Here is a 13,862-nt window from a genome sequence, read left to right as displayed (position 1 = left end):
TCGATGATCAAATGACTTCAGCACAATCTTCTAATTCTACTTTCCCTGAAACTGATTTCAATTTACTTGAAGATTCTGAGGATGCAGATAACCATACTTCAGAGCCGACTGCAACACGTTTATCGTTGCAGTTTCAATTGGATGAAAGCTGTCTCGGGCAGCGTATTGACCAAGCAGCAGCACTAGTCTGGAATGAATTTTCCAGAGAGAAACTTAAACAATGGATTAAAGACGGCCATTTGTTAGTAAATGGTAACAATGTCAAACCTAAATACAAGTGTGAGGGCAATGAGCTGCTTACGCTTGAGGCAGAGCTAGAAATTCAGACTGCCAGCCAGCCGGAAAATATTCCGCTTGATATTATTTATGAAGATGATGACATTATTGTCATTAATAAAACCGTAGGAATGGTCGTACATCCAGGTGCAGGAAATGGGTCGGGCACTCTGGTCAATGCGCTGCTTTACCATTATCCGAAATCTAATGAACTGGCCCGTGCCGGACTGGTCCACCGGATTGATAAAGATACTAGCGGTCTGCTAGTGGTTGCAAAAAACCTTGAGGCCCAGTTCTCTTTAAGCAAACAATTGGCAAAAAAGACTGTCTACCGGATTTATGATTTAGTTGTTTATGGAAATATTGTAGCCGGTGGAACCATCGATGAGCCAATCAAACGCCATCCTGTCGATCGCGTTAAAATGGCCATATTACCGGGTGGTAAAGAAGCGGTTACTCACTATAACGTGAAAGAGCGATTTAAAGACTTTACCCGTGTTCAGGCACAGCTTGAAACCGGTCGTACTCACCAGATCCGGGTCCATTTTAGTTATATCGGTTATGGCCTGGTTGGTGACCCGGTCTATATGAGCCGGGTACGTGTACCTGCCGGAGCTTCTGAAGAGCTGGCTGATACTTTGCGCAGTTTTAAACGGCAGGCATTACATGCTGCCAAGCTTGGTCTGGTTCATCCGCGTACAGGCGAGAATATGATGTTTGAGGCGCCGTGGCCTGAAGACTTTAAGCGTTTAATTGAAGTACTTCGTCAAGAGAATGCTGCTTATTAATTCATTAACACGGGAAATTAGACATGCAGTTTGTTTCAGGGCTTCCATCAGGTGTATATGCAGGACAGACACGTATCTGGCATCCAGGTACATTAACTTCAGCAAAACCGGAACTTGCGGGCTTTAATCTGGCTTTGCACGTGCAGGATGATACGCAGCGAGTACAAGCTCACCGGATGATCTTGCTGGAAGAACTGGCAGGCTACGGTGTAGATAAAATCACATGGATGACTCAAACTCATAGCACGATCTGTCATACGGTTAATGAAGCACTTCCATTCGAAGCTCTTATTGGTGATGGTTTAATTACCCAGAAGAGAGCACATGCCTTGATGATGATGACAGCAGACTGCTTGCCTGTAGTGATGGGAAATGCACAAGGCACTGAAGTTGCCAATCTGCATGCGGGTTGGCGGGGACTTGCAGGTGGTATTATTGAAAATACCATTACCGCCATGCAAGACAGGCCTAGTTGGGCCTGGTTAGGCGCGGCGATCAGTCAGTCCTGTTTTGAGATTGGTGCAGAGGTCAAAGCAGCATTCTGTCATAAATATCCGGAAGTTGAATCGGCCTTTATATCAGGACGCTCAGGGAAGTATTATGCCGATCTTTATGCAATTGCCCGTTATATTCTGCAACAGCAAGGTGTAAAGATGGTACTGGGAGGCGACCACTGCTCATATCAGCAAGCTGATCAGTATTTTTCATATCGGCGAAACGCCCAGACCGGACGTATGGCAACATTTGTTTTTATGCAATCATCAGGATAAACCAGTCAGGTCCTTTGTGCTCGCTACTTCAAACTCATTTGTAAATTTTTCCAGTTGAAAAAACCTCCAGTTGTGGAGGTTTTTTTCATTGCAGGGTACTTATTTGTGGAAGATACGTGCCTTGTCGCGCTGCCAGTCACGGTCTTTTTCGGTTGCACGTTTATCATGAAGCTGTTTACCTTTAACCAGCGCGATTTCAAGTTTGACTAAAGGTCCTTTCCAGTAACAGGCCAAGGGCACACAGGTATAACCTTTCTGGTTAACTGCACCCATTAATTTCTCAATTTCACGCTTAGATAAAAGCAGCTTGCGGGTACGGGTTGCTTCAGCAACAATATGGGTAGAAGCAGAAAGTAAAGGCTGAATCTGGGCACCAAACAGATAAGCTTCGCCATTTTTCAAAAGGATATAGCTTTCTGTCAGGCTCATACGTCCAGCACGTAATGATTTAACTTCCCAACCCTGTAACGACATGCCGGCTTCAAACTTTTCTTCAATAAAATAATCGTGGCGTGCGCGTTTATTCTGCGCAATTGTTCCACCATTATTTTTTTTCACAACTTTTACGTTCGCCATAATCATTAAATTCCAAAGTTGTACTTATTGTGCCGTAAAGTGCCAGCAAGAGAAAGTTTTTTCAAAAAGATGGGGATACTTCGCTAAAAAATCAAGTTTTTGTTAAACTAGGGCCCTGCACAATAAATTAGAGTATCAAGCGATGTCTAAAGCTCGCGTTATTTACCCGGGAACCTTTGATCCAATTACTAATGGCCATATTGATCTGGTAACCCGTGCAGCCAAGATGTTTGATGAAGTGGTGGTTGCCATTGCGATAGGACATCATAAAAATCCGGTATTTAGTCTGGAAGAGCGTGTAGCACTGGCGAAAGCTTCCTTAAGTCATTTAAGTAATGTCGAGTTTGTGGGTTTTGATGGGCTGCTGGTCAATTTCTTTCATGAGCAGAAGGCAACTGCAGTACTACGTGGACTGCGTGCGATTTCCGATTTTGAGTATGAATTTCAGCTGGCTAATATGAACCGGCAGTTAGACCCTCAGTTTGAAGCGGTTTTCTTAACACCTTCTGAACAATATTCCTTTATTTCATCGACACTGGTTCGTGAAATTGCCCGTTTAAAAGGTGATGTAAACAAGTTTGTACCCCCGGCAGTTGTTGAAGCCTTTGAACGTAAACATCAGCAAGGTTGGTAGCGTGTCTTTATATATTACTGATGAATGCATTAATTGTGACGTATGCGAGCCCGTATGTCCCAATGAAGCTATCTTTATGGGGGAGATGATTTATGAAATTCATCCTGACCTCTGTACTGAGTGTGTCGGACATCATGAGCAGCCTCAGTGCCAGCTGTTCTGTCCGGTCGACTGTATTCCCCATGATCCAAACCATGTGGAAACAGAAGATGAGCTAATGCAGAAATATAAAATGTTGACTGCTCAAAAAAGTGCGAGCAATTAACAGATAAATTTGATACTATGCGCGACGAAGTGAGCCGGACGGTCGCTGCTGTGGAGGTCTTCGTGACTAAAGCAGGGGAGGAAAGTCCGGGCTTCATAGGGCAGGGTGCCAGGTAACGCCTGGGCGGCGTAAGCCGACGGAAAGTGCAGCAGAGAGTAGACCGCCTCATTCGTGAGGTAAGGGTGAAAGGGTGCGGTAAGAGCGCACCGCGTATCTGGTAACAGTATACGGCATGGCAAACCCCACCAGAAGCAAGACCAAATAGGAATCCTGAGGTACGGCCCGTACTGGATTCGGGTAGGTCGCTTGAGCGTATGAGTGATTGTACGCCTAGAGGAATGACCGTCCTCGACAGAACCCGGCTTACAGGCTCACTTCAAAAATTTTCCTGTAAATAAAGCTTGACCTGCTAAAGATAAATGCAGATAATGCGCGCACAGTTTTTGGCTATGTAGCTCAGTTGGTTAGAGCACCGCACTCATAATGCGGGGGTCACAAGTTCAAGTCTCGTCATAGCCACCATTTTTATAGACCACGTTCTCTAAAACGTGGTCTTTTTTTGTCTGTGTTTTTATCGTTTGAGTAGCGAGTAGAGAACTTTACTAGTCACAGGTTATCGAGCTGGTATCCAGTTTGATTTGTGGAAACTTTTCTGTATATGTATTTAAGATCCGTTGGCGTTGATCTTTGCCAAAGACCTGTTCCTGTAGCTGTGTAATTTTCTTTTCACTTAAATATTGTCTAGCGCAGTGCAGTGCTATCTGATTCTCCTTGGCAATACTGAGTTTTTGACTCTCTGTGATTTCATCAATTCGATAAAGCTTCTGCTGTGCCCGACTGAGCTGTGCCAAGCTGCGCTTTTGCTGCATGCTAAGTAATTGCTGGTGATTAATCCATCTGGCTACATCCATACGTACGCCGTTATAATCTACAAAGATCGGACTAATCGCACTGCAGGCTGTAAATGCGGACAAGACAGTACTGGCGATCATCATTTTAATTTTCATGTTGTGTCCTGATAAAGTTCTCAGATTATTTTCTACGTAAAATCAAATATGTGTATTATTTTTCAGCAAAACGCATCTTTTTGCTTAAAGACTGAGCATTCATTAAAGATAGTTCTTGACGCTGGGCAATGAAGTTTAGATAATGCGCACACAGTTTACGGCTATGTAGCTCAGTTGGTTAGAGCACAGCACTCATAATGCTGGGGTCACAGGTTCGAGTCCCGTCATAGCCACCATTTTAAAAGACCAGATTCTCAGTCTGGTCTCTTTTTTTGTGCCTAAAAATTATTGCCGAATATTCTTGATTAATCATCAGCCCAATCTTATAAAAATTAAGCTTCAATATATTTATTGGTTTACCTGATACTGCCGGATGAGCTCTATTGTGTGCGGTGCTGCATAAAATGGTGATAACAGCTGATGCAATAACGGGTCGAGTATGTCATTTTGATCGAGCGCTTGCAGTACAGATGGAATAAAGCGTAAACCTTCATTCATTAAGTCATCCTGGGTCAATCCTACGGCATTCAGCAGTTCTTTTAACGAATGTTCCTGAAAATATTGATAAAAAATATTCACACCTTCAAGGATCAGTTGCTGTAAATAACTGCTTTCACGTAATTCCCGCCAAGATTCATAAAGTAATACAAAGAACTCTTCTATATCAATTGCAGTGAATTGCGACATACTGTCTTGCAGACTCTTGTATTTGAATTCCTGCCATACATGCATTGCAATATCATACAGATCTTCTGAAGGAAGCAGCAGAAGTTCACTGAGCTGTTCTTTAATTATATTTGCGAGCCTGAATTCGAGCTTGGCTTCAATAGTCTGCTGCTGTTCCTGCATAAACTGTAAAACTCGTTGCTGAATGCCTGATACTTTATATTTGCTATAACGTAACTGGTTTAACCACGGGGTCTTACTTTCAATAATATGAGTCGCCATTTGCAGACAGACTTCATCTACCTGCTGACTCTGTAGTAATAAATCGCGTAAATATAAGCGGACATTTGTCAGCTCGACGAGCTTTGTAAGCCAGAATTGATATTGCTGATCTGAAATAAGATCTTGAAGTTCAGTATCCGACTGTAGGGCGTACTGATGCAGCTTTTGCGACATTATTCCGATCAGTTCCAGTATTTCTGCGCCTAGATTCATTTCAAAGGCGTAACGTTGTACCACAGCATGGAGCTGTGACACATTGATTACCTGTTTAAGCTGCGCTTTTTCCGAATAATGATAAAGCTGCTGGATCAAAATTTTTAAAGCTGGATGATCTTTAGAATAAATATAATGTTGTTTTAAAAACTTCACCTGCTCAAGCAAAAGTGCTTGAGCAAGTTCATTTGGAGTGATTTTATAAGTCTTTTGATTATTAGACACCAGGTTTCCAGCCATTTACTATCGGATAACGCCGATCCCGTCCGAAAGCTCGTGAGCTGATCCGCGGACCAATCGCACCTTGTCGGCGTTTGTACTCGTTACGGTCGACCAGTTTAATTACCTTCTCGACGGTTGCCCGTTCAAATCCTTTGGCAATAATATCTTCCTGACTCATATCTTCTTCGATATAAGCATAAAGAATTGCATCCAGAATATCATAAGGCGGCAAAGAGTCTTGATCTTTCTGATCTGGACTTAATTCTGCTGAAGGTGGACGGGTAATTACACGTTCAGGTATAACTGGTACTTCACTTAAACTGTTTCGATATTTGGCCAGTTCGAAAACGATAGTTTTATAAACATCTTTTAATACCGAAAAACCACCTACCATGTCACCATACAATGTACAGTAACCTACAGCTACTTCAGACTTGTTACCGGTAGATAGAACCAGATTACCAAACTTGTTAGATAGTGCCATGAGCAAAGTGCCACGGGCACGTGCCTGCAGGTTTTCTTCTGTCGTATCTGCCGGACTGTTTCCAAAGAATGGATATAGAGTCTGCAAGAAGCCATTCACAATCGGATTGATTTCAGCAATGCCAAAAGTTACACCCATAGTCTTGGCCTGTGCTGCAGCATCTTCAACAGAAATTTGTGCGGTATAAGTATAAGGCATCATTACTGCCTGGACCTTGTCGGCTCCAATCGCATCAACAGCAATAGCCAAGGTCAGGGCAGAGTCGATTCCACCAGATAACCCGAGAATAACGCCGGGGAAGCCAGAGCGCTGGATATAGTCACGGGTTGCCATTACCAATGCCTGATAGATCTCGGCCATAGTGTCAAGCTCAGGTGCGATTTCCTGAACTATAAAGGCGTCTTTATCTGCACTATATTCGGCGTAGTGCAGGCATTCTTGAAAGCTAGGTGCACGTGTAACCAGTTCGCCTTGCGGGTTTAATACAAAACTTGACCCATCAAAAATAATATCGTCTTGGCCGCATACCTGGTTCACATACACCAGATTAAAATTGAGCTGTTTGACCAGCTGCTGCATGGTCTGAATACGATGCTGTGGCTTGCCTACTTCATATGGCGAAGAGTTAAGTACCAATACGGTCTGCGCCTTAAGCTGGGTTAGCTGCTGTACTGTATTAATTGACCAGATATCTTCACAGATCAATACAGCAAACTTGTGTTCCATATATTCAAATACAAGTTGCTGGTTACCAGAAGCAAAATATCGTTTTTCATCAAATACGCTATAATTCGGCAGGTTTTGTTTATTATAAACCCCCAGTACTTGACCATCTTTAACCACAGCAGCCGAGTTATATCGCTGCCCGGTTTCAGCCTGATTAACAAAGCCAAATACCATGACGATATCTTTAACTTGTCCCAGAATTTCAAAGACCTTTTGTGTACGTTTGCTCAGACTTGGACGCAACAATAAATCTTCAGCTGAGTAACCTACTGTGCACAGTTCTGGAAAAACAATAATATCAGCACGCTGTTTTTTCGCTTCATTTGCCTGCTCAACCATTTTCTGAGCATTAAGTTCAAAGTTACCAGTATGTGGAGAGAACTGAGCCAGGGCGATCTTAAAACTTTTCATTCACACCTAATCCTATTTCTATAGGGTATAAAATACACAACATGTTGATTTAGAAGTTATAATTTTCCAACTTCGTGTACACATATTAAAAACAATTAAATAAATAAAATTTAATAGGTTGATATAACACACTTGTCTGCTATACAACGAAAAAAGAACAAGATTTTGCCGTATTGTAGTCGAAAAAAATACATATTCTAGTATTTAAATATGTACTTATAAAATATCTTATTTCAGGCAAAGGTTTATGGCACTTTTTTTACAGCATGTAGCTAAACGTTTAACGAATATATTTATTATTAAAAGACGCTTGCTTACTCCGGGAGAGCGTGAATTAGCCTATTCTGTATTTCACTCCAGTTTGAAACTTGATCATATTGAAATCATTGCTCATCACGCGATTTTAAAAAACTATGCAATGAGCCCAAATGGTCATATCTATTTTAACATTCAGGACTGGCGCGAAGATTTTTCTATGGCTCCATTGTCCATACAGTCCTGGCTGATCCATGAACTTACTCACGTTTGGCAATACCAGCAGGGAATGAACGTGATCCGTAATGCCGTATTTAACCGTCGTTATCAATACATACTGCAACAAGGAAAGCAGTTTTTTGAATATGGTATAGAGCAGCAGGCACAGATGGTACAGGATTATTTTTTAAGGCGAGTCAAAGGGCAGGAGTGTTCGGCTTATGAAGCCTGTATCCCTTTTTTAAATAAACAGATAGCATAAAAAAAGCCACCCTAAGGTGGCTTCCTGAAGTCTAATTCATGTTGAGATGAATTAACGACCTTCGATGTCGCGTTGAGTTTCGCCAGTATAAAGCTGACGAGGGCGACCGATTTTGTATGGACCAGAATGCATTTCTAACCAGTGGCTGATCCAGCCTACGGTACGTGCAAGTGCAAAGATCACAGTAAACATTTCAGTCGGGATGCCAATCGCTTTAAGGATGATACCTGAGTAGAAATCTACGTTAGGGTATAGGTTACGTTTAATGAAGTATTCATCAGACAGGGCAATACGTTCAAGTTCCATAGCCAAAGCGAGCTGTGGATCATTGATGCCAAGTGCACCCAGTACTTCGTCACAAGTTTCTTTCATGACTTTAGCACGTGGATCGAAGTTTTTATAAACTCGATGACCGAAGCCCATGAGTTTAACTTCTTTAGTTTTCACTTTTTCCATGAAGTCAGCAACGTTTTCTACCGAGCCGATTTCATCAAGCATCTTAAGAACAGCTTCGTTCGCGCCACCATGAGCTGGTCCCCAGAGCGCAGAGATACCAGCAGCGATACATGCATACGGGTTCGCGCCAGTAGAACCTGCCAGACGTACTGTAGACGTTGAAGCATTTTGTTCATGATCTGCGTGCAGCGTGAAGATACGGTCCATTGCTTTTGCAAGGATCGGATCAACTTTATAATCACGGTCAGCTGGAGTCGCAAACATCATGTGAAGGAAGTTTTCAGCATAGCTCAGATCGTTACGTGGGTAAACGAAAGGCTGTCCGATGGTGTACTTGTAGCTCCACGCAGCAAGTGTGGGAATCTTGGAGATCAAGCGGATCGCAGTGATTTCACGGTGATCAACATTTTCAATATCCAGATTGTTGTGATAGAACGCAGACAGCGCACCAACCACACCTACCATAATGGCCATCGGGTGTGCATCACGGCGGAAACCATTATAAAAACGGCTTACCTGATCATGAACCATAGTGTGGTTGCGAACTTTTGCATCGAACTCTGCTTTTTGTTCAGGAGTTGGCAGTTCACCATTTAGAAGCAGGTAGCAAGTTTCAAGATAGTCAGCTTTAGTTGCCAGCTGATCAATCGGGTAGCCGCGGTGCAAAAGAATGCCTTTATTACCATCGATGAACGTGATCTTAGATTCACAAGAAGCTGTCGCCATGAAACCAGGATCAAAAGTAAAGTGACCTGAGGCCAACACATCTTTAACGTCGATTACATCTGGGCCCAATGTGCCGCTGTAAATTGGTAATTCAATTTCTTTGCCATCAAGCTTAAGAACGGCTTTTTTGCCAGTTGCTTCAGACATTCAATAGATCTCCTGTCCTGGTGGATATTTTATCTGATTCGTTACTAATCTTTTAATGCGAACCAGACGGATCAAAAATTGCTACTAAGATTAGTGAGTACTGAAATTTTGTCAATTATACTTATGGATAAAAAATGACGTGGCCACATGGGTTTAGTCATTATAATCAAGTAAGGAAAGTATGAATAAAATCACAGCACCAGCTGGCTATAATAAGTCAAATTACAGGGCAGGTGCAGAAAAAAATAGGATGGTTGCCGTAAATATAAGCAAATTTTTATCCTTAAAATGTATTTTATTTCCTTCTTAAGAGAAACATGATTGTGAAAAAAGATGATGAAACCTTTAACTTATTTAGTTTAGTGAGATTTAAAAGACTTCTATGGGTCATAGAAAAAACAAATAAATACTTTCGAAAAAAACGTTTGATTGTATAAAAAATGACTCATAAATTAATCTAAAATTGTTTATAAAATAGTCATTTCAGATTTTATAATCGATTGAGCTTATCCATTTCTAAACAAAGAAAGGCATTTAAAAAGTTTAAATTATGACTGTTTAAGCCATAAATAATGGAGTCAGTAAACGTGTAGTTTGCTTTTATCAATTGTTCTAAGAGCATTTCAGCCTATAATTACTTTAAAAGCACATAAGGTTTAATAAAAATATTAATTAATATAAGTATTTGCTTTTATTCATCTTTAGTCTAAAACATTTGTTTTATCTTTTTATATTTTCCGATCAGGTTAAATTGTATATTAATTTAAATGAATGAGTGACTTAGCTTGAATTTTTCTGCTCTGTGGTGAGCTATAATTACTTATTTTATTGTTAATGATTCTTATTTAATGAGATTTTTATAGAAAAGCGCCAGTTGATTGTTTGTATTTTGACAGACCACGTTTTATAATTCGATGTCGTTTATAAGTCTTAGGCATTTGCTTGCCTGACAATGCCAGCTTTCCTTCGAATTAATTCCAACAAACTCCAGCTGGAGTTTTTACCTACAGGATGCCCGCTGTGAAAAGCAACAGACCTGTCAATTTGTCCATGGGTCAGGTGTTAGCAGTAAACTTACGCTCACCCGTGGCTATTGCATCAATTTTGCACCGTATTTCCGGTGTGATCGTATTCTTACTCGTTCCAGTTCTTTTATGGCTCTTAGATAAGTCATTATCTTCACCGGAAGGTTTTGCTCAAGTTCAGGAAATCTTTAGCGGTTTCTTCGTACGTTTTATCGTATGGGTATTTGTAGCTGGTTTGATTTATCACTTCTTCACTGGTCTTAAGCACTTGCTTGCTGATATCGGTGTGGGTGAAGGCCTGCAAAGTGGTCGTACTGCAGCTACAATTTCATTGGCTCTGTCTGTGATTGGTATCATCGCAGCCTTTGTATGGATTATGTTCTGATGAAAAGTGCTACAGGATTAACAGGTTCGGGTTCTCGCGACTGGTACATTCAGCGTATTAGTGCTGTGGTACTGGCAGCTTATACTGTTGTGGTTTTAGGATGGATCCTACTAAATGGCGGATTCACTTACGAGCAATGGTCTGGCTTTATGATGACAGTGCCAATGAAAATATTTTCATTGTTGGCGATCTTATCACTTATCGGACACGCATGGATTGGCATGTGGCAGGTGTTTACAGATTATGTAACTACCCGTCAGATGGGACCTTCAGCTAATGGTTTACGCCTTGTGCTTACGTCTGCAGTCATTATTGCTGTGTTTGTGTACGCAATCTGGGGTATCCAGATTTTCTGGGCGAATTGATAGGAAGATATCATGGGCGCGATAACCCCTAAAGAAGATTATTCAAATATTCAAAACCTCACTTTCGATGCAGTCATTGTAGGTGGTGGTGGTTCAGGTATGCGTGCTTCTTACCAGCTTGCTCAAGCAGGTTTGCGAGTTGCAGTACTGACCAAAGTATTCCCGACCCGTTCCCATACAGTTGCAGCGCAGGGTGGTATCGGCGCATCACTGGGTAACATGCAGGACGATAACTGGCATTACCATTTTTATGACACTGTAAAAGGTTCAGACTGGTTGGGTGACCAGGATGCAATCGAGTTCATGTGCCGTGAAGCACCGAAAGTTGTTTATGAACTTGAACACTTAGGTATGCCTTTTGACCGTAACGCAGATGGTACAATTTATCAGCGTCCATTTGGTGGTCACTCTGCAAACTATGGTGAAAAGCCAGTTCCACGTGCCTGTGCAGCAGCTGACCGTACTGGTCACGCACTTTTGCATACGCTATATCAAAGCAACGTGAAAATGGGAACTCAGTTCTTCGTTGAATGGATCGCTCTTGACTTGATCCGTAATGAAGAAGGCGAGGTACTAGGCGTAACAGCAATTGACCAGGAAACAGGTAATATTGCTGTGTTCCAGGCAAAAGCAACACTGTTTGCTACAGGTGGTGCTGGTCGTGTTTACCGTGCATCTACTAATGCCTATATTAATACAGGCGATGGTCTGGGTATGGCTGCTCGTGCTGGTATTCCATTACAGGATATGGAATTCTGGCAATTCCACCCGACAGGTGTTGCGGGCGCAGGTGTATTGCTGACTGAAGGTTGTCGTGGTGAGGGTGCAATCCTTCGTAATAAAGACGGCGAACCGTTCATGGAACGTTATGCACCGACTTTAAAAGACTTGGCACCACGTGACTTTGTATCACGCTCTATGGACCAGGAAATTAAAGAAGGCCGTGGCTGTGGTCCAAAGGGTGATTATATCTTGCTTGATATGACTCACTTGGGTGCGGATACAATCATGAAGCGTTTGCCGTCTGTATTCGAGATTGGTAAAAAATTCGCAAACGTTGATATTACTAAAGAGCCGATTCCGGTGGTGCCCACTATCCATTACCAGATGGGCGGTATCCCAACCAATATGCATGGCCAAGTTGTACTGCCTGAACCCGGTACAGACAACTACACCAAGCCGGTAAAAGGTTTCTATGCTATTGGGGAATGTTCTTGCGTATCTGTACATGGTGCAAACCGTCTAGGTACAAACTCATTGCTTGACCTGGTGGTATTTGGTAAGGCTGCGGGCGAACATATTATTGATTACGTGACTAAACATCACGGTGATGAATATGCTCCGCTGCCAACTAATGTTTTACAGCAGACCGTAGCCCGTATACGCAAGCTGGACGAATCTACTGCTGGTGAAAATGCCCAAGAAGTAGCTGATGCGATTCGTGATATTGTTCAGGATCATGCAGGTGTATTCCGTACTCAAGCCTTGCTTGATGAGGGTGTTAAGCAGATTCTTGCGATTGAACCACGCGTTCGTAATATTCACTTGAAAGACAAATCTAAAGTATTTAACACTGCGCGTATTGAAGCTCTGGAAGTTGAAAACTTGTATGAGGTAGCAAAAGCCACCTTAATTTCAGCAGCTGCGCGTAAAGAATGTCGTGGTGCTCATACTGTGGTTGATTACGAGTTACCAGCAGATCACCCGACCTATTCATATGGTCGTCGTGATGATGAGTGGATGAAACACACTCTGTGGTACTCGGTAGATAACCGTTTGGAATATAAGCCAGTGCGTTTCAACCCGCTGACTGTTGATCCAATTCCACCAGCACCGCGTACATTCTGATCAGGAGTATAAAGATGAGTAGAGGTACTCGTACATTTCACATCTACCGCTATGATCCTGATAAGGATAAAGCGCCGTACATGCAAACTTTCAAGCTTGAGCTGACTGATAAGCACCGTATGTTGCTTGATGCTCTGCTGGCGTTAAAAGTACAGGACGAAAGTCTGACTTTCCGCCGCTCTTGCCGTGAAGGTATTTGTGGTTCGGATGGTGTAAATATCAATGGTAAAAATGGTTTGGCTTGTCTTGAAAACTTGAATGACCTGCCAAATGAAATTACTATTCGTCCATTACCGGGTCTGCCAGTAATCAAAGATCTGGTTGTTGATATGAACCAGTTCTACGAGCAGTATAACAAGATCCAGCCATTCCTGATTAATAATCAGCCTGCACCGCCAAAAGAGCGTTTGCAGACTCCGGAAGAGCGTGATCATCTGAACGGTCTGTATGAGTGTATTTTATGTGCATGTTGTTCTACTGCATGCCCGTCATTCTGGTGGAATCCTGATAAATTCCTGGGACCGTCAGCATTGCTAAATGCTTATCGTTTTATTATTGATTCGCGTGACACAGCGACTCAGGACCGTCTGGCACGTATGGATGATCCGTTCAGTCTTTTCCGCTGTAAAGGTATTATGAACTGCGTATCTGTTTGCCCTAAAGGTTTGAATCCGACTAAGGCAATTGGTCATATCCGTAATATGCTACTTGATCAAGCCGGTTAATTAATCCCTAAAAAAGAGCGTACATCACAGGTGTGCGCTCTTTTTGTTCATTTGTGTAAAAGATAGGGGACTTTATTTGTAATTCACTCTATTTTTTATATAAAGCACCGTATGTTAAAGCATAAAATT

Annotated in this window: 14 protein-coding genes, 2 tRNA genes and 1 other RNA gene; 12 read left to right on the top strand and 5 right to left on the bottom strand. The window is 42.1% G+C overall.

Features of this window, described 5'->3' with window-relative positions; genetic code table 11:
- Positions 1-11 precede the first annotated feature (11 nt).
- Positions 12-1,064 (top strand): 23S rRNA pseudouridine(1911/1915/1917) synthase RluD, encoded by a 1,053-nt coding sequence (gene rluD / locus B3R63_RS09625; RefSeq protein ID WP_286730758.1) that lies wholly within the window; start codon positions 12-14, stop codon positions 1,062-1,064.
- A gap of 23 nt (positions 1,065-1,087) precedes the next feature.
- Positions 1,088-1,834, top strand: coding sequence for a peptidoglycan editing factor PgeF (pgeF, locus tag B3R63_RS09620; RefSeq protein WP_286730756.1), 747 nt, complete (start codon positions 1,088-1,090; stop codon positions 1,832-1,834).
- Positions 1,835-1,933: 99 nt separating this feature from the next.
- Here the strand turns inward: pgeF and smpB are convergent, their stop codons facing one another.
- Positions 1,934-2,410: an SsrA-binding protein SmpB gene (smpB, locus tag B3R63_RS09615; protein WP_005404295.1), complete on the bottom strand. Its 477-nt coding sequence runs from the start codon at positions 2,408-2,410 to the stop codon at positions 1,934-1,936.
- 142 nt (positions 2,411-2,552) lie between these two features.
- Between smpB and coaD the strand changes: the two genes are divergently transcribed.
- The 4 genes from coaD to B3R63_RS09595 all read left to right on the top strand — a co-directional run bounded on the left by coaD (position 2,553) and on the right by B3R63_RS09595 (position 3,831).
- Positions 2,553-3,044, top strand: a complete 492-nt coding sequence (gene coaD / locus B3R63_RS09610) for a pantetheine-phosphate adenylyltransferase (RefSeq protein ID WP_005025000.1) — start codon at positions 2,553-2,555, stop codon at positions 3,042-3,044.
- A 1-nt stretch (position 3,045) separates the two neighbouring features.
- On the top strand, positions 3,046-3,309 hold the full coding sequence (locus B3R63_RS09605; protein WP_005015756.1) for a YfhL family 4Fe-4S dicluster ferredoxin: 264 nt from the start codon (positions 3,046-3,048) through the stop codon (positions 3,307-3,309).
- Between the two features lie 26 nt (positions 3,310-3,335).
- Positions 3,336-3,691: RNase P RNA component class A (rnpB, locus tag B3R63_RS09600), an RNA gene on the top strand.
- Positions 3,692-3,754: 63 nt separating this feature from the next.
- Positions 3,755-3,831: transfer RNA gene (locus B3R63_RS09595), tRNA-Met, on the top strand.
- An 80-nt stretch (positions 3,832-3,911) separates the two neighbouring features.
- On the opposite strand, the gene B3R63_RS09590 is transcribed toward B3R63_RS09595, so the two are convergent.
- Positions 3,912-4,316, bottom strand: a complete 405-nt coding sequence (locus B3R63_RS09590; protein ID WP_286730747.1) for a hypothetical protein — start codon at positions 4,314-4,316, stop codon at positions 3,912-3,914.
- A 159-nt stretch (positions 4,317-4,475) separates the two neighbouring features.
- On the opposite strand from B3R63_RS09590, the gene B3R63_RS09585 reads away from it, so the two are divergent.
- Positions 4,476-4,552, top strand: a tRNA-Met gene (locus B3R63_RS09585).
- 112 nt (positions 4,553-4,664) lie between these two features.
- Here the strand turns inward: B3R63_RS09585 and B3R63_RS09580 are convergent.
- Complete coding sequence (locus tag B3R63_RS09580; protein ID WP_286730740.1) at positions 4,665-5,702, bottom strand: hypothetical protein; 1,038 nt, start codon at positions 5,700-5,702, stop codon at positions 4,665-4,667.
- Positions 5,695-7,320, bottom strand: coding sequence for an NAD+ synthase (locus B3R63_RS09575; protein WP_005015749.1), 1,626 nt, complete (start codon positions 7,318-7,320; stop codon positions 5,695-5,697). The genes B3R63_RS09580 and B3R63_RS09575 overlap by 8 nt, the downstream gene beginning before the upstream one ends.
- A 247-nt stretch (positions 7,321-7,567) precedes the next feature.
- Here B3R63_RS09575 and B3R63_RS09570 point away from each other — a divergent pair, with 247 nt between their 5' ends.
- A complete protein-coding gene (locus tag B3R63_RS09570) occupies positions 7,568-8,056 on the top strand; it encodes a hypothetical protein (protein ID WP_005015747.1) in 489 nt (162 codons plus the stop codon).
- A 51-nt stretch (positions 8,057-8,107) separates the two neighbouring features.
- Here B3R63_RS09570 and gltA read toward each other — a convergent pair whose 3' ends face one another.
- On the bottom strand, positions 8,108-9,385 hold the full coding sequence (gene gltA / locus B3R63_RS09565; protein ID WP_005015746.1) for a citrate synthase: 1,278 nt from the start codon (positions 9,383-9,385) through the stop codon (positions 8,108-8,110).
- A gap of 1,011 nt (positions 9,386-10,396) precedes the next feature.
- On the opposite strand from gltA, the gene sdhC reads away from it, so the two are divergent.
- The 4 genes from sdhC to B3R63_RS09545 are packed head-to-tail and all read left to right on the top strand — an operon-like array spanning position 10,397 to position 13,733.
- Complete coding sequence (gene sdhC / locus B3R63_RS09560) at positions 10,397-10,795, top strand: succinate dehydrogenase, cytochrome b556 subunit (protein ID WP_005404293.1); 399 nt, start codon at positions 10,397-10,399, stop codon at positions 10,793-10,795.
- Positions 10,795-11,160: a succinate dehydrogenase, hydrophobic membrane anchor protein gene (gene sdhD / locus B3R63_RS09555; RefSeq protein ID WP_005015742.1), complete on the top strand. Its 366-nt coding sequence runs from the start codon at positions 10,795-10,797 to the stop codon at positions 11,158-11,160. The genes sdhC and sdhD overlap by 1 nt, the downstream gene beginning before the upstream one ends.
- Positions 11,161-11,172: 12 nt before the next feature.
- On the top strand, positions 11,173-13,008 hold the full coding sequence (gene sdhA / locus B3R63_RS09550; protein WP_005015740.1) for a succinate dehydrogenase flavoprotein subunit: 1,836 nt from the start codon (positions 11,173-11,175) through the stop codon (positions 13,006-13,008).
- 14 nt (positions 13,009-13,022) lie between these two features.
- Entirely contained in the window at positions 13,023-13,733 is a 711-nt protein-coding gene (locus B3R63_RS09545) for a succinate dehydrogenase iron-sulfur subunit (RefSeq protein ID WP_005015737.1), read from the top strand.
- Positions 13,734-13,862 lie beyond the last annotated feature (129 nt).

It is taken from the genome of Acinetobacter sp. UBA1297, assembly GCF_002307755.1.
Taxonomy (GTDB): Bacteria; Pseudomonadota; Gammaproteobacteria; order Pseudomonadales; family Moraxellaceae; genus Acinetobacter; species Acinetobacter radioresistens.
This window is presented reverse-complemented; position numbering and strand designations above follow the sequence as displayed.